Below are 19,066 nucleotides of genomic sequence, written 5' to 3' on the forward strand. Positions count from 1 at the left end.
TTTTCAGCCTTTTTTTTACATTATTTCTTCTTGGCAACTCACCTATCGACTTGAGTTTTTCTCACGATCTACTTGAGAAAAATTCATAATGGATCTGTTGACATTAAATCGTATTCAATACATTCTACAGACATATAGACGTCTAAACGTCGTTTGAGGATTTGAGTTTTAGTGGTTGTTTTTGCCACAGGGAGAGTAAGATGGGATACACACACGCAGGCCATATCGACGCTTTAAATCAGAATATCGCTGAGCTTTCTGACAACATCAATGTGTCATTTGAGTTTTTTCCACCAAGCAGTGAGAAGATGGAAGAGACCTTGTGGAATTCTGTTCACCGTCTTAAAACACTCCAACCAAAATTTGTATCAGTAACCTACGGTGCAAACTCGGGTGAGCGTGATCGTACCCACTCAATTATTAAAGAAATTAAGAACCAAACAGGCCTAATTGCTGCACCACACTTAACGTGTATTGATGCTAGCCGTGAAGAGCTGATTCAAATTGCTGATGATTACTGGGCAAATGGCATTGAGAGCATTGTTGCGTTGCGTGGTGATATCCCAGCAGGCGGTGGCGCTCCAGATATGTATGCATCTGACTTGGTTGAGCTGCTTAAATCTCGCCACGACTTTGATATCTCTGTTGCAGCTTTCCCTGAGGTTCACCCTGAAGCAAAAAGTGCTCAATCAGACCTTATTAACCTGAAGCGTAAAGTGGATGCTGGCGCTAACCGTGCCATCACGCAATTCTTTTTTGATGTAGAAAGTTACTTACGTTTCCGTGATCGCTGTGTGGCGGCAGGTATCGATGTTGAAATCGTACCGGGCATCTTACCTGTTTCTAACTTCAAGCAAGCATCTCGCTTTGCTGCGATGAACAACGTAAAAGTACCGGGCTGGATGGCGAAGCAGTTTGAAGGTTTGGATGATGATCCAACGACTCGTCAGCTTGTTGGTGCTAGCCAAGCAATTGATATGGTTCGTACACTGAGCCGTGAAGGTGTGAAAGATTTCCACTTCTACACGCTAAACCGTGCAGAAATGACTTATGCACTTTGCCATACGCTAGGTGTTCGTCCGCAAGTCGCTGCGCTGTAAGAAAAGTCTAAGAAGTAAAGCCTAAGCACTTGTAAAAAGCCTCTGGCAGTAACATTTCAAATCCTATAGATACAAAAAAGGCTTGGACTCATAGAGTTCAAGCCTTTTGCTTTTCTAGCTTAACTTAAGCTAGAGCGCCAAGTTCAAGCAGTACTTCTTCAGCCCATACAATCCATGCTTCACGGATAAGTAGGTTACGACGAAGTGTTAGACGCTCAAGGCGTGCTTGCTTGTCTAGTGTCGATGGCGTTGCGTAGTAAGCTGCTTCGATTTCACGGTAGTGAGAAACCAGTTTGCGAGACTCTTCTACTAGCTCAGCAAGTTGTACACGGTAAGCGTCAGAAGGTTGTACAGCACAAGCCATTAGCTTAGCTGAGAACTCGTCACGAACGGTTGGGTGTGCAGTTGGTTGTTCAAACCATTCACCTAGCGCGCCACGGCCAGCATCAGTGATAGAGTAAACTTTACGATCAGGTTTGCCTTCTTGAGGCTCAAGCACGCAAGTTACCTGGTCGTTCTGAGCCATTTTATTTAGCTCGCGGTAAACTTGTTGATGGCTAGCTTTCCAGAAGTAACCAATGCTTGCGGAGAATTCTTTTGTGATATCGTAACCAGTAGCATCGCGTGTACTTAAAACGGTTAGAATTACGTGTGGTAATGACATGTCTGAAATCCAAATGGTAAACAGTAAACAAATACTTAAACAACAAGTGTGCTTCTAATGGCACGTTATATTGGTTATGTCTAAGTAGCACCAACTCATCGGTTGGTTATGTCACCTTACAAAGCCGTTTATCACCTAGGTTGACCAGTTTATTGGTCAAGATGCTGCAGATTATTTTTTGGAGTGTTTCCGCAGCGGAGCAGTAGTATATCTAAATAATAAGCATAAAGTAGAATACATGGACAAAATAACCCAAAAAACTGACAAAAAACTCACTATTGCTTATTTTGTGAAATAAAAAGGTCGCACTAGGCGACCTTTTGTCTGTTGAATGGTAGGAATCACTAATTAACCAGTGTTTCGCATGCCTGCTGCAATGCCTGCAATCGTCACCATTAGCGCTTCTTCAAGCTCTGCTGGTGGTGTTTCACACTTACGAGTACGGTAAAGCAGTTCAGCTTGAAGCATGTTTAGTGGCTCAACGTAGATGTTACGTAGGCGGATTGACTCAAGTCCCCAAGGGTCGCTCTGCATTAGGTTCTCGTTGTTCTCAACATTTAGCACGGCTTTGATGTCTTTTTGCAGCTGTTCACGCAGTAACTCACCTAATGGTAATAGCTCTTCGTCAACAAGGCGTTGGTCGTAGTACTTAGCGATTTCCATGTTGCACTTCGAGTACACCATTTCCAACATACCGAGACGGGTAGAGAAGAACGGCCACTCGCGACACATCTCTTCGAGCAGGGCTTGATGGCCTTGATCTACAGAGTACTGAATCGCTTCACCAGCGCCTAACCATGCAGGCAGTACCAAACGGTTTTGGCTCCAAGAGAAGATCCATGGAATCGCACGTAGGCTTTCTACGCCGCCGTTCGGGTTACGTTTCGCAGGGCGAGAGCCAAGAGGCAGTTTACCTAGCTCCAGTTCAGGTGTCGCTTGACGGAAGTAAGGTACGAATTTCTCTTCGCCACGAACCACGTTGCGGTAAGCCTCACAAGATACTTGAGATAGCACTTCCATTAGGTCGCGCCACTCTTGTTTTGGCTCAGGTGGCGGCAGAAGGTTCGCCTCTAGAATCGCGCTTGCGTAAAGGTTGAAGCTGTTTACAGCAACGTCTGGTAAGCCAAGTTTAAAGCGGATCATTTCGCCTTGCTCTGTTACACGTAAACCGCCTTTCAAGCTCTTAGGTGGCTGAGAAAGAAGAGCAGCGTGCGCCGGAGCACCACCACGACCAACTGTACCGCCACGACCGTGGAATAGAGTCAGTTCAATGCCTTCTTCGTCGCAAACCTTAACCAGCTTGTCCATCGCATCGTATTGCGCCCAACCTGCAGACATTACGCCCGCATCTTTCGCTGAGTCAGAGTATCCAATCATCACCATTTGATGGTTTTGGATAAAGCCACGGTACAAGTCGATGCTCATTAGCTGCTTCATTACCGCTTCTGAGTTGTTCAAGTCGTCTAGCGTTTCGAACAGTGGGCACACGTCCATGCGATACGGGCAACCACACTCTTGCAGTAGTAAGTGAACAGCCAGTACATCTGATGCAGTACGAGCCATAGAAATTACGTAAGCACCGAAGGCTTCACGAGGTTGAGCAGCAATAACCTTGCAGGTGTCTAAAACCTCTTTAACCTGTTCAGATGGCTCCCAATCGCGAGGAAGAAGCGGACGCTTAGAGCTTAATTCATTGGTTAAGAAAGCAATCTTGTCTTGCTCGTTCCATTGGTCGTAGTCGCCAATGCCTAGGTAGCGAGTCAGTTCAGACAGTACATCTGAGTGACGAGTACTTTCTTGACGAACATCGAGACGAACTAGGTGTACACCGAACGCTTTTAGGCGGCGCAGAGTATCAAGCAGAGAACCGTCTGCGATTACGCCCATGCCACATTCGTGCAGCGATTGGTAACATGCGTAAAGCGGTGTCCAAAGTTGGTCGATGTTCTGTAGTGTTTCTTTCTTCGGAACCTCTGTGTCATGCAATTTTGCATCCAGCACTTCTAGCGTGTTGTTCAGTAGAGTGCGTAGGTTCTTCAGGATTGCACGGTAAGCTTCGTGTTCATCACCTGCTAGCTCACGAACGGCATCATTACACTTAGTCATCGACAGTTCGGTAATCAGCTCGTTTACGTCGCCTAAGTAAAGATCGGCAGCTTTCCAACGAGATAGGCGCAGAACTTCCTTAGTGATGGTGTGCGTTACGAATGGGTTACCATCGCGATCACCGCCCATCCAAGATGAGAAGTGTACCGGGCGCGCATCAATTGGTAGACCTTCACCAAGATAACCTTTTAGTCGGCCATCCATTTCACGTAGGAAGTCAGGAACGGCTTCCCATAGAGAGTTTTCTACAACCGCAAAGCCCCACTTAGCTTCATCAAGTGGCGTTGGGCGTTGTTGACGAATCACATCTGAGTGCCAACCTTGAGCGATCAGTTGCTCTAGGCGGCGTTCGGTTTTCACGCGCTCTTTGTGTGATAGGTCGCTTAATTCTAATTTAGACAGACACTCGTTGATCTTAACTAGCTTGTTGATCATGGTGCGACGAGTGATTTCTGTTGGGTGTGCAGTCAGAACGAGTTCAATGTTCAGGTCGCGAACGGCTTGAGCCGCGTCTAGCTTGCTGATGTCATTCTGGTTTAATTTGGAAAATAGAGATTGCAGCACGTCTGGTTCACAAACATGCTCCTCACAGTGGCGAGAGATGGTGTGGTACTGCTCTGCCATGTTGGTGAGGTTGAGAAATTGGTTAAATGCACGAGCAACAGGAGTGAGTTGTTCGTTCGGCAGGTTTTTGATTTCTTCAACTAGGCTGTCACGGTCAGCTTTGTTGCCTGCGCGGGCGGATTTGGAAAGTTTACGGATAGTCTCCACTTTCTCTAAGATAACGTCACCATGTGCATCTTGGATTGTGTTACCTAGCAAGCGTCCCAGCATGCTTACGTTACTCTTGAGAGCGGCGTATTTCTCGTTCATTGTCATCCTGCCTCGTAAAAAAATTACATCCATTGTTCCTTGTTAAGTACACAATCTAGCGAAAAGTGCTGTATCTAGTCAAATAAAGCATTCTAAGTTTGCAATTATTAGTTTTCGAAATGCGGGAGGAGTAAATTTCCCAATAGTTCGGAATTAAAGTGAAATTTAATTACAAGATCAGGCTGTGTCTGGGATAACAGAATAAAAGCCACCTTTTCGGGTAGCTTTTATACGAAAATATTGGAAGAAAAGTAATAACTAGAAACAATATTTGCGGATCGACTTACTCAGAACATCAATCGTTGGATCGATAAAATCGAAGCTTAGGAACTCATCTGGTTGGTGAGCTTGGTCGATTGAGCCTGGACCCAGCACTAAGGTTGGGCAAAGTTCTTGAAGGAAAGGTGCTTCTGTACAGTAGTTCACGGTTTGTGATTCAGTTTCGCAAACTGATTCCATGCCACCGATAAATGGATGGTCATGTTGGCACTCGTAACCCGGGATAGGTTCGTGCAGTGGCGTAATCTCAATTCTGCCCGGCCATTTTGCTTCTACTTCTTTGAGTGCGCTGCGCAGCATGTTATCCAAACCATCTAAGCTGATACCCGGTAAAGGACGTACATCGTAGTGCAGCTCACAGCAACCACAGATACGGTTCGCGCTGTCGCCACCGTGAATATGGCCAAGGTTTAGAGTGGGGCTTGGAATTGCGAAACCCGGGTGGTGATATTCTTTGACTAGCTTGTCACGCAGTTGCATTAAAGCGAACAACACTTCATGCATGATCTCGATGGCGTTGACACCTAATGCAGGATCAGAAGAGTGACCTGATTTACCCGTTACTCGCACAGCGTTAGCAACATGGCCTTTATGGCCACGAATCGGCACAAGGCTGGTTGGCTCACCAATAATGCAGTAATCCGGTTTAAACGGTGCATTTTCAGTGAAATGACGCGCACCCAGCATGGTGGTCTCTTCGTCACAGGTTGCCAATACATATAGCGGCTTGGTCTGTTTGCTCCAATCCATCTTCTTTGCCGCTTCATAAACGAAAGCGAAAAAGCCTTTCATATCGGCTGTGCCTAATCCATAGAAGCGATTGTTGTGTTCTGTTAGTGCGTGAGGGTCGAAGTTCCAACGTCCTTCATCAAATGGCACTGTGTCGCTGTGTCCTGCGAGTAGCAAGCCACCTTCGCCCGATCCCATCTTAGCGACCATATTATGCTTGCCGGGTTCGACTTCCACGACTTCAACGCTAAAGCCTACGTCTTTAAACCATTGAGCCATTTTTTCGATCACTTTCTCGTTGCCATGATCCCAGCTTGGATCGGTCGAGCTAATAGAGTCTGTGGAAATTAGGCCTTTGTAGACCTCAAGAAAACTCGGTAATTGCATAATAACTTCACTTCTACTATTGACAGGAAAACCATAAGTCGGTAAAACACATATTAAATCATATTTAATGCATAAGAAATCAAATAAAGCTAAAAATTAAGTATGAATAGTCAAATTTGAAATGTAACTTACCTCAAAAATGGATGTGTTGAGATGTTGAAAACCACGATCATTGGCGCAAGCGGCTACACAGGAGCAGAACTGGCTCTAATGATAAACAGACACCCTGAGCTCACGCTATCAGGTTTATATGTCTCAGCCAATAGTGTAGACGCAGGTAAACCTATTGCGGCACTGCACGGTAAGTTAGCTGGTTTGATTGATATGCCAGTACAACCTTTAACAAATCCGGAAGAAGTAGCTAAACAGTCTGATGTGATTTTCTTAGCAACGGCACACGAGGTTAGTCACGACCTAGCGCCAATCTTTCTAGAGAACGATTGCCAAGTCTTCGACCTATCGGGAGCATTCAGAGTTAAAGGCGAAAACTTCTATCAAGAGTTTTACGGTTTTGAACATCAACACGAACAATGGCTAGACAAAGCGGCTTACGGTTTAGCGGAATGGAACGAACAAGAAATTAAAGAAGCTCAGCTTGTCGCTGTCGCGGGTTGTTACCCAACGGCATCACAACTGGCGATTAAACCTTTGGTTGAAGCCAAGTTACTGGATGAAAACCAATGGCCAGTGATTAACGCGACTAGCGGTGTGACTGGTGCAGGCCGCAAGGCGACGATGGTTAACAGCTTCTGCGAAGTAAGCCTGCAAGCTTATGGCGTCTTCAATCACCGTCATCAACCTGAAATGGCTGCACATTTAGGATGTGATGTGATTTTCACTCCACACCTCGGCAACTTTAAGCGCGGTATTTTAGCGACCATCACCATGAAACTGGCTGAAGGCGTGACAGAACAACAGATACAAGATGCCTTTGAACAAGCTTACCAAGGTAAACCAGCAGTGAGACTACTCGAAGAGACACTGCCAAGAATTCAAGATGTAGAACAGACACCTTTCTGCGACTTGGGTTGGAAGGTTCAAGGTCAACACATCATCGTTGTTTCAGCGATTGATAACTTATTAAAGGGTGCATCTAGCCAAGCGATGCAGTGTTTAAATTTACGTTATGGTTTTGCGCCATTAACTGCGTTAGTGTAAGGAAATCTAGATATGAGCCTTAATAATCAACCATTAATCATAAAGTTAGGTGGCGCAGCGCTATCTTGTGGTGAAACACTTAGCAAGTTATTTGGTGCTATCTCTGCTTACCAACAACAGGCACAACGACCAATCGTGATTGTTCACGGTGGCGGTTACCTTGTTGATGATTTGATGAATAAGTTGAACCTAGAAACCGTTAAGAAAGAAGGGCTACGTGTTACTCCTTATGATCAGATCCCTGTTATCGCTGGCGCGCTAGCGGGCACGGCCAACAAACTACTTCAAGGTCAGGCAATTAAAGACGGTATCAATGCCGTTGGTTTGAGCCTTGCAGATGGTGGTTTATGCAAAGTGAGCGAACTGAACCCTGAACTGGGCGCGGTAGGAAAAGCGGAGCCGGGCGACTCAACCGTTCTGCAAGCGATTCTTAATGCGGGCGCACTGCCAATCATTAGCTCAATTGGTCTTACTGAGCAAGGTCAACTGATGAACGTCAATGCCGACCAAGCTGCGGTTGCCGTTGCGGGCGCACTTGATGCTGAACTGGTACTGCTTTCTGATGTAAGTGGTGTGTTGGATGGCAAAGGCCACCTCATTCCAAGTCTTAATCAACAGCAAGCCGATGACCTTATTGCCGGCAAAGTGATTACCGACGGCATGATCGTTAAGGTTCAAGCTGCACTAGAAGCCGCTAACGACCTTGGACGACCAATCGAAGTTGCCACTTGGCGATACCCAGAAAAGCTAACACAACTGTTTTCAGGTAAAAGCATAGGAACACAGTTTTTACCTCAGTAGGTCTCACAACGAGTCACTACTTAAAGAATTTAGACAAATTAAATAAACATATAATTATGAAGTCATTTCCAACGCTGACCGCCATGTGCAGTATGGAAACTAGGAGAAAGAAAATGAGCAAAGTTAACGTAAAGAAAGTTGTAGTAGCCTACTCTGGCGGTCTAGACACATCAGTAATCATTCCATGGTTGAAAGAGAACTATGACTGTGAAGTGGTTGCGTTTGTTGCGGATGTTGGTCAAGGCGACGAAGAGTTGATTGGTATCGAAGAGAAAGCAAAAGCTTCTGGTGCATCTGAGTGTTACATCGCAGACCTTAAAGAAGAGATGGTTGCTGACTACATCTACCCAACGCTGAAAACGGGCGCTTACTACGAAGGTAAATACCTACTAGGTACGTCGATGGCGCGTCCAATCATCGCGAAAGCACAGGTTGAAGTCGCACGTAAAGTAGGTGCAGACGCACTGTGTCACGGCTGTACTGGTAAAGGTAATGACCAAGTTCGTTTTGAAGGCGCATTTGCTGCACTAGCACCTGATCTACACGTAATTGCACCATGGCGTGAATGGGATCTAGTGAGTCGTGAAGAGTGTCTAGATTACCTGGCTGAGCGTAACATCCCTTGTACGGCTTCTCTTACTAAGATTTACTCGCGTGATGCAAACGCATGGCACATCTCAACAGAAGGCGGCGTTCTAGAAAACACATGGAATGCACCTAACGAAGATTGCTGGGCTTGGACTGTAGACCCTGAGCAAGCGCCAAACGAATCTGAAACAGTGACGCTTAAAGTTGAAAAAGGCGAAGTGGTTGCGGTTGATGGCGAAACAATGACGCCATACAACGCACTGGTTTACCTAAACGAGAAAGGTGCTAAGCACGGTGTTGGTCGTATCGATATCGTAGAGAACCGTCTTGTTGGCATGAAGTCTCGTGGTTGTTACGAAACTCCGGGTGGCACAATCATGATGGAAGCACTGCGTGCAGTAGAGCAACTGGTTCTTGATAAAGCGGCATTCGAATTCCGTGAAGAGCTCGGTGTTAAGGCTTCTCACCTTGTATACGATGGTCGTTGGTTCACTCCACTATGTAAGTCAATCCTTGCCGCGACAGAAGAGCTAGCACAAGACGTGAATGGTGAAGTGGTTATCAAGCTTTACAAAGGCCATGCAACGGTGACTCAGAAGCGTTCTGACAACAGCCTGTACTCAGAAGAGTTTGCAACCTTTGGTGAAGATGAAGTTTACGACCAAAGCCATGCTGAAGGCTTCATCCGCCTTTACTCGCTATCAAGCCGTATCCGTGCTTTGAATAGCCAAAAGTAATCCTAACAATGAGTTAGTGAGCTAGCCTTTGATGAAAGATTGAAGGTTAGTAAACAGACATTATTATGCAAAGCCCATTCACTATTGATTAGTGAGTGGGCTTTTTACTTTCTATTTGCCTAATAAATCAGCTTCGGTTTTTCCTATCGGATGGCATATAATTCGCGCTCCACGCTAAAAATAATCAATGGATTGAACTGTTGGTGAATAAATATGTGAAAATAATGAATTAATACTTTATTTTCATTTTGAATTGCCGTAAGTTTAAACCATCAGAAAAATACTGAATCTTAATCAGAATTATCATTTGCAAAAACAGTGAGCACTGTGCAATTAGGAGATACACAATGGCATTATGGGGCGGTAGATTTACCCAAGCAGCAGACACCCGGTTCAAAGATTTTAACGATTCTCTTCGTTTTGATTACCGATTGGCTGAGCAAGACATTGTGGGCTCAATTGCCTGGTCTAAAGCTCTACTGTCGGTCAACGTATTAACAGAAGAAGAGCAACAGAAGCTTGAGTTAGCGCTGAATGAGCTAAAACTTGAGGTGATGGAAGATCCTGAACAGATTCTACGTTCTGATGCAGAAGATATTCACAGCTGGGTTGAGCAGCAACTTATCGGCAAAGTCGGTGACTTGGGCAAAAAACTTCACACTGGCCGTTCTCGTAACGACCAAGTGGCGACAGACCTGAAACTATGGTGTCGTCAGCAAGGTAACCAACTGCTACTGGCATTGGATCGCCTACAAAGCCAAATGGTGAACGTTGCTTCTCAGCATCAAGAAACCGTGCTTCCTGGCTACACTCACTTACAACGTGCTCAGCCGGTAACTTTTGCTCACTGGTGCTTGGCTTACGTTGAAATGCTTGAGCGTGATTATTCACGTTTGAATGATGCGATTAAGCGTCTAGACACATGTCCGCTGGGTTCTGGTGCCCTTGCTGGAACAGCTTACCCGATGGACCGTGAAGAGTTAGCTCACAACTTAGGTTTCCGTCGTGCAACGCGCAACTCTCTAGATTCAGTTTCTGACCGCGACCATGTGATGGAGCTAATGTCGATTGCTTCTATCTCTATGCTTCACCTTTCGCGTCTTGCAGAAGATATGATTTTCTACAACTCAGGTGAATCAAACTTCATCGAGTTAGCGGATACCGTGACGTCAGGTTCATCTCTGATGCCACAAAAGAAAAACCCAGATGCGCTAGAGCTTATCCGTGGCAAAACTGGCCGTGTTTACGGTTCATTAGCGGCAATGATGATGACAGTAAAAGCTCTGCCTTTGGCGTACAACAAAGACATGCAAGAAGATAAAGAAGGTCTGTTCGACGCTTTAGATACTTGGAATGATTGTATGGAAATGGCAGCACTCTGTTTTGACGGCATTAAAGTGAACGGCGAACGTACACTTGAAGCCGCGAAACAAGGCTACGCGAACTCAACTGAATTGGCTGATTACCTAGTAGCGAAAGGGATTCCTTTCCGTGAAGCTCACCATATTGTTGGTGTGACGGTAGTGGCGGCGATTGCTAAAGGCTGTGCATTAGAAGAATTAACCATCGCAGAGATGAAAGAGTTCTCTGAGGTGATTGAGGAAGATGTGTATGACATCCTGACCATTGAATCGTGTCTTGAAAAACGTAGCGCGCTAGGCGGTGTATCTCCACAGCAAGTGGCTTACGCGGTTGACCAAGCTGAGAAACGTTTATCACAGCGTGATACGTCCATCGTCAAGGTTCGTCCTGCTCGTCTGACCGATATTGAAGCGTTGGAAGGTATGGTCGCTTACTGGGCGAACATGGGTGAAAACCTACCTCGTTCTCGTAATGAACTGGTGCGTGATATTGGCTCGTTTGCGGTCGCAGAGCATCATGGTGAGGTGACAGGTTGTGCATCACTCTATGTGTATGACTCTGGCCTAGCGGAAATCCGTTCACTGGGTGTCGAAGCTGGCTGGCAAGGTCAAGGGCAGGGTACCGCAATTGTGCAGCACTTGGTTGAGAAAGCGCGACAAATGGCCATCAAGAAGGTGTTTGTGCTGACTCGTACTCCAGAGTTCTTTATGAAGCATGATTTCTTACCAACATCGAAATCTCTGCTGCCTGAGAAGGTACTGAAAGATTGTGACCAGTGTCCTCGTCAACATGCGTGTGATGAAGTGGCATTGGAAGTGAACTTGGTAGAGCAGATAATTGCTAAGGTTAATGTTGCATAAGGCATTGATTTTATAGCTCCTAAAAAAAAGATCAAAAATCTGATCTTTTTTGGGAACAAACTAAGAAAAGCCCGGTCTATTAAAGTACCACTGCTTTTTCTTAGAATTTTCTAAGAAAGCCCTAGAATCGATTGGTTCTGGGGCTTTTTTCTATCTGCTGTTCGGGAAATGACAATAGCTCGAAAATTATGATGAATTATCGGATTGTTTAGCCCTGTCTCTAATCACTACTCTTTATCCAATAAAGACTTCCAGCTAACGTTTTTTGCCCTTTAACGGTAGCACCACAAACTTCATGACCCAATGCAACGACAGCAAGCCACTGAACGCGAAAGCGGCCATCATCAACGCGATGGCATTGATGGTTTTTGGGTCTTCTCTGAAAAACAGCCACCATACTCCCCAACTCAAAATCGACAACACCATCAGCTGATTCATGCAACGCTGGCAGCGACCGAGTTTGTTACGGATTTTTTCACTTTTATTGCAATGAATGCATGTCATCTTGGGTTTGATTCGCGTTATGCTTGTTGCCCTGATAATAACACGTCACAAGATATTGGATCACGGTGACACAGAGAGAGAAAGTCGATGATTGAGCGCCAAGAAACCAAGCAACGTATGAGCCGTATTGTTAAACACAACGGTACTATCTACCTATGTGGCCAAGTTTGTGCTGATGCAACTAAAGACATCACTGAACAAACTCAAACCATGTTAGATAAAGTAGAAGCGCTACTTGAGCAAGCAGGCAGCGACAAAGAGCACATGCTGTCAGCAACGATTTACTTGAAAGACATGAAAGACTTCCAAGAAATGAACGCAGTTTGGGATGCATGGGTTCCAGAAGGCCACGCTCCAGCTCGCGCATGTGTGACAGGCGACATGGCTCGCGAAGCGCTACTTGTTGAGATCTCTGTGATTGCTGCTGAGAAGTAATTGCTTAAAGCTTTTAGTGACGCAATGGCTTCAAGAAATTCCAGATACCTCGTCCCTCGGTTCTGGAATGACGATGCTCGAAGCCAAAAACAAAAAGGAAAGCCAATGGCTTTCCTTTTTAGTATCTAACGTTTGTTAACTGCTAATTGACTGGCGCTAGTCTGAGATTAACAACCAGGGCCACAATCTAGGCAGTGTTTCACCATCTCTGGGCCTAGGTGCAGTTTCGCATTCAGGTCACGTAGGGCAGTTCGTACACCCTCTTCGATTACTGGGTGGTAGAACGGCATGTCTAGCATCTCAGAAACCGTCATCTTGTTCTGGTGTGCCCATGCTAACAAGTGAGCCAAGTGTTCTGCGTTTGGTCCCATCATCTCAGCACCAAGGAAGCGGCCTGTACCTTGCTCGCCGTATACGTGCAGAATACCTTTGTTGCGCAGCATCACTCGAGAACGACCTTGGTTTTCGAAAGACACTTCACCCGTTGCGAAACAGCCACATGTGCCCAAGCGTGTGGTGATCTCTTTGTAGGTTTCACCAACCATCGCGATTTGCGGGTCAGAGAATACTGCCGAGATTTTAGAGCGGCGTAGGCCTGCACGAATCTCTGGGAAGCGACCTGCATTGTCACCCGCAATACGAGCTTGGTCTGCTGCTTCATGCAGTAGAGGCAGTTGGTTACTCGCATCACCAGCGATAAATATTGATGGTAGTGATGTTTGTAGCGTGTAGTGGTCTGCGATTGGCACACCACGTTCATCAAGCTCTAGAGAGGTATTCTCTAAGCCAAGCTTGTCAGTGTTAGGGCGACGACCTGTTGCTGCTAGTACGTATTCAACGACGTTAGTTTCTAATTCACCTTGTTTATTGATGAACTGGATTTCGACACGTGGCTCACCCGATTCAGTGGTAATGCGCTTCATGCTTTCGATTTTCACGTCGGCATCGAGATAGAACTCTTCATTGAAAGCTTTATCTGCATAAGCCATGATCTCTGGATCAGTTACTGGGCCAACTTGACCACCCAAACCGAACAGTTTGGTCTTCACACCTAAGCGGTGCAGTGACTGACCAAGCTCAAGACCAATAACACCAGGGCCAAATACCGCAACCGATTCTGGTAAATCATCCCAGCTGAACACGTCGTCGTTAATGATCAGGCGATCGCCAAGCTCATTCCAAACGGCAGGGTATGCAGGGCGAGAACCGGTCGCGATAACAATACGCTTAGCGGTGACAACCGTGTGGTCATCAATTTGTAGTGTGTTGTCATCTAAGAACTTTGCGTAGCCAGAGATCTTGTCTTGCTCTGGGATTTCATCAACACCTTCTAAAACAAAACCAACAAAACGGTCACGCTCAAACTTCACTCGGTCCATCACTTCACGGCCGTTAATCACGATATCACCTTGTGGGTGAACGCCAAAAGCCGGAGCTTTCTCGATTTGGTGTACGCTTTCCGCAGCTGCAATAAGCAGTTTAGATGGCATACAACCAACACGAGCACAGGTTGTACCGTAAGGGCCACCTTCAATCATCACGACACTGTCAGTGTGTGCTTTTGCAGCGCGGTAAGAACCTAAACCTGCCGTACCGCCCCCGATAACTGCTACATCTACATTGACTTGTTTCATAATAATTTTCTCGCAATGGCTAAATTTGGTTTGAACGAACCCCTCCAACTCTGATGATTTTTTGAGAGTCAGGATTGCGGGTCAGTTTTGTGATTCTGTTTTATTAGGTTTAGCTTGTGACTCTGCTTTTATTGCTAACTATAGGTTAGTAAAAGACAGGCGAGTCACCAGCTATATTCTTTTTCCCAAAACTCAGATAAGAGTGTTTGGATTAGCTAACCCACAAGAGGGTGGGTTAGCTGATACTTCTAAGCCTATATCGGCGATGAAGCGATTAGCCTAGGAAAGTTTCTAGTTCTTCACTACCACCGATGTGTTTGCCACCGATGAATACTTGAGGAACGGTAGTGCGACCAGAGATTGCACGTAGGCTTACTGTTGTTGCATCTTTACCTAGAACCACTTCTTCGTAGTTCAGACCTTTGTCGATTAGGTTCTGTTTTGCTTTCATACAGAAAGGACAGCCTGGCTTAGTGAATACTGTGATCGACTCTTGCTCTTTGTGCTCAGGAGCAATGTAGTTAAGCATAGTATCTGCATCAGAAACCTTGAACGGGTCGCCTGGTACATCTTCTTCGATGAACATTTTTTCTACCACGCCGTTTTTAACCAGCATGCTGTAGCGCCATGAACGTTTGCCGAAGCCGATGTCGTTTTTCTCAACCAGCATACCCATGCCGTCTGTGAAGTCACCGTTGCCATCTGGGATGAATGTGATTTTTTCCGCTTCTTGGTCTGCTTTCCATGCGTTCATTACGAATGTGTCGTTTACTGAAACACACAGAATGTCATCAACACCGTTTTCTTTGAATACAGAGTGTAGCTCGTTGTAACGAGGTAGGTGGCTTGACGAACATGTTGGCGTAAACGCACCTGGTAGGCTGAATACGATAACTGTCTTGTCTTTGAATAGCTCTTCAGTAGTTACGTTAACCCATGCATCACCTTGGCGAGTTGGGAATGTTACTTGAGGGATTGATTGACCTTCTTTAGATGCAAACATATTGATTTCCTTAAATAGTATTTTTAATTTTGTTCTATCAGAGCTTAACGTTTTTCTTCGCTCTGTTTCGTTTCGTTGAGCCCATTATTAGATAAATCCTTTGATAGCTCTAATCGTTTGATGTTATGGTTTTGATAGGTAAATTCTATCAAGAGCATTTTTCTTTTAAATGTTTCTATTAGAACCCTTGTTCTTATTAAAACCTGAGGTAAGAGACTGATCATGAACATTCGTGACTTTGAATACTTGGTGGCGCTCGCAGAGCATAAACACTTCCGAAAAGCGGCAGAAGCGTGCTTTGTCAGTCAGCCGACACTAAGCGGTCAAATACGCAAACTCGAAGATGAAATTGGACTTCAGTTAACCGAGCGTAGTCCAAGGAAGGTAATATTTACAGAATCAGGGTTACAACTTGTTGAACAAGCCAAGCGTATTCTCAATGAAGTGAAAACTTTTAAAGATATGGCGAGTGGACACGGTGAAGCGATGACGGGGCCAATGCACATTGGTTTTATTCCAACCGTGGGTCCTTACATCTTGCCTAAGATTGTTCCTCATCTTAAAGAGAGCTTCCCAGATCTTGAGCTTTACCTGCATGAAGCTCAGACCCATCAGTTAGTGAGTCAACTTGAAGACGGCAAGCTTGATTGCTTGGTACTGGCTGCGGTTGATGAAACGGCGGTGTTTAAAGAGATTGATGTGTATGACGAGCCGTTAAGTGTTGCCGTTCCATGTGACCACGAGTGGGCTCAACAAGACACTGTCGATATGCTGCAGCTAAATGGACAAACCGTACTGGCGCTAGGTGACGGTCACTGTTTAAGAGACCAAGCCTTGGGTTTCTGTTTTGCTGCGGGTGCCAAAGATGACGAGCGCTTTAAGGCAACCAGCTTAGAAACGCTGCGTAACATGGTCGCGGCGGGGGCGGGCATTACCTTGCTACCTCAGTTATCGGTGCCAAAGGAAAAGCAGAAAGATGGTGTGTGTTACGTACCTGCGGTGAATCCAACACCTTCACGTCGAATTGTCGTGGCTTATCGTCCGGGCTCTCCATTGAAGGGACGTTTCGAGCAATTGGCTGAGACGATTCGAACTCAACTGGAGAAGACGGCTTAGCGCTTGAATTTAGAGCCTAGTCTGGTCAGATATAGATATAAAAAAAGGGTTGATATGAATGCATATCAACCCTTTTTGTTGGTTCATGTTACTAGGTTCTACAAACCTTAGTTAGAACAGTTCTTCTACTGCTTCACCTGATGAGGTTGAGTAGATGTCATCATTGAAACGTTCAGTGATGTACTCGGTTGGCTCTGTGCCTTTCTCGAAGTACTCGAACATTGATGAGCTATCGAACTTGTTGGTCAGTAAGCCAGTTTCACGGTCGATACGAACACGGACGATGTTCTCAGGAATCTCTTTACGCTCAGCAGGAACACCCGCTAACGCCGTACCCATGAAATCAACCCATGCAGGTTCTGCTGTTTTCGCGCCAGCTTCTGCACCAGTAATCTGATTTTTACCAAGGTTCGAGTTCGCTTTAGTACGGCCTAGGTTTCGGTTGTGGTTATCAAAACCAACCCATACCGTAGCCACCATGCCAGGGCCGTAGCCGCTGTACCAAGTATCTTTAGAATCGTTGGTGGTACCCGTTTTTCCGCCAATGTCACGACGCTTCAACGGTTGTGCACGCCAACCAGTACCGTTCCAACCAGTGCCAGCGCTCCAATCACCGCCACCCCAGATGTTGCTGTACATCATTTCACGAACAAGGAATGCGTTCTGTTCAGAGATAACTTGAGGTGCGTATTGTACTTTGGCATCCACATCTTGCTCTGCAAACTCATCAGCCATTGGGTCTGAGGTCATTTGCTGTTGGCAATCGTCTTTACAAACCACTTTTGGTGTCGCTTCAAATTCAGTCTCACCAAATGGTGTCTCAATGCGACTGATGTAGAAAGGTTCAACGTAGTAGCCGCCATTAGCGAATACTGAGTAACCTTGAGCTACTTTCATTGGCGTTAAGCTACCCGCACCCAGAGCAATGGTTTCAGAGCGCGGAACTTCATCAATATCAAAGCCAAATCGAGTTAGGTAGTTACGAGTATCATCTAGACCTACTTCGCGCAGTACACGTACCGCCATTACGTTTTTAGACTGAGCTAAGCCAATACGTAAACGAGTTGGACCCACGTAAGTCGGTGGCGAGTTCTTTGGTCGCCATGCGGTACCTTGGCTCTTATCCCATTGGTTAATCGGTGCATCGTTGATCAGTGAGGCTAGCGTTAAGCCTTTCTCAATCGCTGCTGAGTAGATAAAGGGTTTGATACCAGAACCCACCTGACGAATAGATTGCGTTGCACGGTTGAACTTGTTGTGGACAAAGTTAAAGCCACCGACCATCGACAATACCGCGCCGTTGTTCGGGTTCATTGCAACAAATGCTGTGTTCGCATTCGGTACTTGGCTTAGTCGCCATACAATCGGTGTTTCTGATTCTGCAGTCGCTGACTCTTCTGTCGGCTCTTCAGAGACTTCATCGCCGGTAACGGCTTCATGGCGAACCCAGATTTGTTCACCAACCGCCAGAATTTCTTTCGCTTGAGAAGGCGCTGGTCCTTGGCGGTTATCCGTTAGGAATTTACGCGCCCAGTTCATGCCTTGCCATTCGATAGTGCCTTCACCTTGGTTCTTAACCCAAATTTGAGCACTTTTCGAATCAACCGCGGTAACAACAGCAGGGACTAGGTCACCATAGGTTGGTTGAGACTTAAGGTGTTTAACGATTTGTTCTTGATCCCACGCTGATTGCGCAGTCTGCCACAATACTTTTTCAGCACCACGGTAGCCGTGACGCTCATCGTAGCCAAGTAGGTTCTTAATTGCGGCTTGGTTCGCTGCTTTTTGCAGTTTCGAATCAACGGTCGTGTAGACCTTCATGCCTGATGTATAAGCTTCTTCACCATAGCGTTCCACCATCCAAGCACGTGCAACTTCAGCAACATATGGCGCGCTCAGTTCGATCTCTGCACCGTGGTATTTCGAGATAAGCTCTTCGCTACGAGCGTCATCGAACTCTGCTTGAGTGATGTATTTCTCGTCTAACATACGACGCAATACAACGTTACGACGGTTAGTCGCGCGCTCAACAGAGTAAATAGGGTTCATTGTCGAAGGTGCTTTTGGCATACCCGCAAGGGTCGCAATTTCACTCAGCGTGAGATCAGGAAGATCTTTACCGAAGTAAACACGTGCTGCCGCGCCAAAACCATACGAACGGTGACCAAGGAAGATCTTGTTGACGTAAAGCTCCATGATCTCTTCTTTACTAAGAAGTTGCTCAATGTGGATCGCAATGAAGATCTCTTTGATCTTACGCATAATCTTTTTCTCATTAGATAAGAAGAAGTTACGCGCAAGCTGCTGAGTAATGGTACTAGCACCTTGTTTGGCTGAACCCGACATTGCAACCACGAGTGCTGCACGTGTGATACCGATTGGGTCAATACCTGGGTGTTCATAGAAACGGCTATCTTCGGTGGCAATCAGAGCCTCAACTAAGTGGCGAGGAATCTCGTCATAAGTGACTGGATTACGACGCTTTTCACCAAATTGAGAGATCAGCTTACCGTCTTGACTGAAGACTTGCATTGGCGTTTGGAGTTCTACGTCGCGCAAAGTGGCAACATCAGGCAACTCTGGTTTTACGTAAAAATAAAACCCGAAAATTGTACTGACTCCAAGAATCATGCAAATCAATGTAAATATGAATAATCGCTTTATGAACTTCACCGGATAATCCCTGATTAGTTAAGGCTGATAAGCAGCAAACCCTTGTACTCTAGGCTA

The 19,066-nt window shown here is 45.8% G+C and carries 15 protein-coding genes; 7 read left to right on the forward strand and 8 right to left on the reverse strand.

The features are described 5' to 3' along the window. Positions 1-200 precede the first annotated feature (200 nt). Complete coding sequence (metF, locus tag ACED41_RS07145; protein ID WP_371724714.1) at positions 201-1,100, forward strand: methylenetetrahydrofolate reductase; 900 nt, start codon at positions 201-203, stop codon at positions 1,098-1,100. A gap of 124 nt (positions 1,101-1,224) precedes the next feature. On the opposite strand, the gene ACED41_RS07150 is transcribed toward metF, so the two are convergent. The 3 genes from ACED41_RS07150 to argE all read right to left on the reverse strand — a co-directional run bounded on the left by ACED41_RS07150 (position 1,225) and on the right by argE (position 6,138). After that, positions 1,225-1,764, reverse strand: a complete 540-nt coding sequence (locus ACED41_RS07150) for a PadR family transcriptional regulator (RefSeq protein ID WP_017061141.1) — start codon at positions 1,762-1,764, stop codon at positions 1,225-1,227. Between the two features lie 348 nt (positions 1,765-2,112). Continuing rightward, entirely contained in the window at positions 2,113-4,749 is a 2,637-nt protein-coding gene (gene ppc, locus ACED41_RS07155) for a phosphoenolpyruvate carboxylase (RefSeq protein WP_170962811.1), read from the reverse strand. A gap of 252 nt (positions 4,750-5,001) precedes the next feature. Beyond that, entirely contained in the window at positions 5,002-6,138 is a 1,137-nt protein-coding gene (argE, locus tag ACED41_RS07160) for an acetylornithine deacetylase (protein ID WP_009848891.1), read from the reverse strand. A 153-nt stretch (positions 6,139-6,291) separates the two neighbouring features. On the opposite strand from argE, the gene argC reads away from it, so the two are divergent. From argC to argH, 4 genes are all read left to right on the forward strand, one after another. Next, a complete protein-coding gene (argC, locus tag ACED41_RS07165; RefSeq protein ID WP_017063685.1) occupies positions 6,292-7,296 on the forward strand; it encodes an N-acetyl-gamma-glutamyl-phosphate reductase in 1,005 nt (334 codons plus the stop codon). A gap of 12 nt (positions 7,297-7,308) precedes the next feature. Beyond that, a complete protein-coding gene (gene argB / locus ACED41_RS07170) occupies positions 7,309-8,097 on the forward strand; it encodes an acetylglutamate kinase (protein WP_017063686.1) in 789 nt (262 codons plus the stop codon). A 113-nt stretch (positions 8,098-8,210) separates the two neighbouring features. Next, a complete protein-coding gene (locus ACED41_RS07175; RefSeq protein ID WP_017061137.1) occupies positions 8,211-9,422 on the forward strand; it encodes an argininosuccinate synthase in 1,212 nt (403 codons plus the stop codon). A 347-nt stretch (positions 9,423-9,769) separates the two neighbouring features. Then, the gene (gene argH / locus ACED41_RS07180; RefSeq protein ID WP_017061136.1) at positions 9,770-11,644 is read left to right on the forward strand and encodes an argininosuccinate lyase; all 1,875 of its coding nucleotides are present in this window, start codon (positions 9,770-9,772) and stop codon (positions 11,642-11,644) included. 255 nt (positions 11,645-11,899) lie between these two features. Here the strand turns inward: argH and ACED41_RS07185 are convergent, their stop codons facing one another. Next, positions 11,900-12,148 (reverse strand): DUF3624 domain-containing protein, encoded by a 249-nt coding sequence (locus ACED41_RS07185; protein ID WP_029235423.1) that lies wholly within the window; start codon positions 12,146-12,148, stop codon positions 11,900-11,902. 87 nt (positions 12,149-12,235) lie between these two features. Between ACED41_RS07185 and ACED41_RS07190 the strand changes: the two genes are divergently transcribed. Next, complete coding sequence (locus tag ACED41_RS07190; RefSeq protein WP_004729674.1) at positions 12,236-12,583, forward strand: RidA family protein; 348 nt, start codon at positions 12,236-12,238, stop codon at positions 12,581-12,583. A 167-nt stretch (positions 12,584-12,750) separates the two neighbouring features. Here the strand turns inward: ACED41_RS07190 and ACED41_RS07195 are convergent, their stop codons facing one another. From ACED41_RS07195 to ACED41_RS07205, 3 genes are all read right to left on the reverse strand, one after another. Then, the gene (locus ACED41_RS07195; RefSeq protein WP_017061134.1) at positions 12,751-14,217 is read right to left on the reverse strand and encodes a dihydrolipoyl dehydrogenase; all 1,467 of its coding nucleotides are present in this window, start codon (positions 14,215-14,217) and stop codon (positions 12,751-12,753) included. Between the two features lie 274 nt (positions 14,218-14,491). Beyond that, positions 14,492-15,220, reverse strand: a complete 729-nt coding sequence (locus tag ACED41_RS07200) for a glutathione peroxidase (RefSeq protein ID WP_017099996.1) — start codon at positions 15,218-15,220, stop codon at positions 14,492-14,494. A 44-nt stretch (positions 15,221-15,264) separates the two neighbouring features. Beyond that, complete coding sequence (locus ACED41_RS07205) at positions 15,265-15,444, reverse strand: hypothetical protein (RefSeq protein WP_017096544.1); 180 nt, start codon at positions 15,442-15,444, stop codon at positions 15,265-15,267. Between ACED41_RS07205 and oxyR the strand changes: the two genes are divergently transcribed. Further along, a complete protein-coding gene (gene oxyR / locus ACED41_RS07210) occupies positions 15,443-16,336 on the forward strand; it encodes a DNA-binding transcriptional regulator OxyR (RefSeq protein WP_017061132.1) in 894 nt (297 codons plus the stop codon). The two genes, ACED41_RS07205 and oxyR, sit on opposite strands and share 2 nt — an antisense overlap. 111 nt (positions 16,337-16,447) lie before the next feature. Here oxyR and ACED41_RS07215 read toward each other — a convergent pair whose 3' ends face one another. Further along, complete coding sequence (locus ACED41_RS07215; RefSeq protein WP_032546261.1) at positions 16,448-19,009, reverse strand: penicillin-binding protein 1A; 2,562 nt, start codon at positions 19,007-19,009, stop codon at positions 16,448-16,450. Positions 19,010-19,066 lie beyond the last annotated feature (57 nt).

This window comes from Vibrio sp. 1F255 (assembly GCF_041439145.1).
GTDB lineage: Bacteria > Pseudomonadota > Gammaproteobacteria > Enterobacterales > Vibrionaceae > Vibrio > Vibrio crassostreae_C.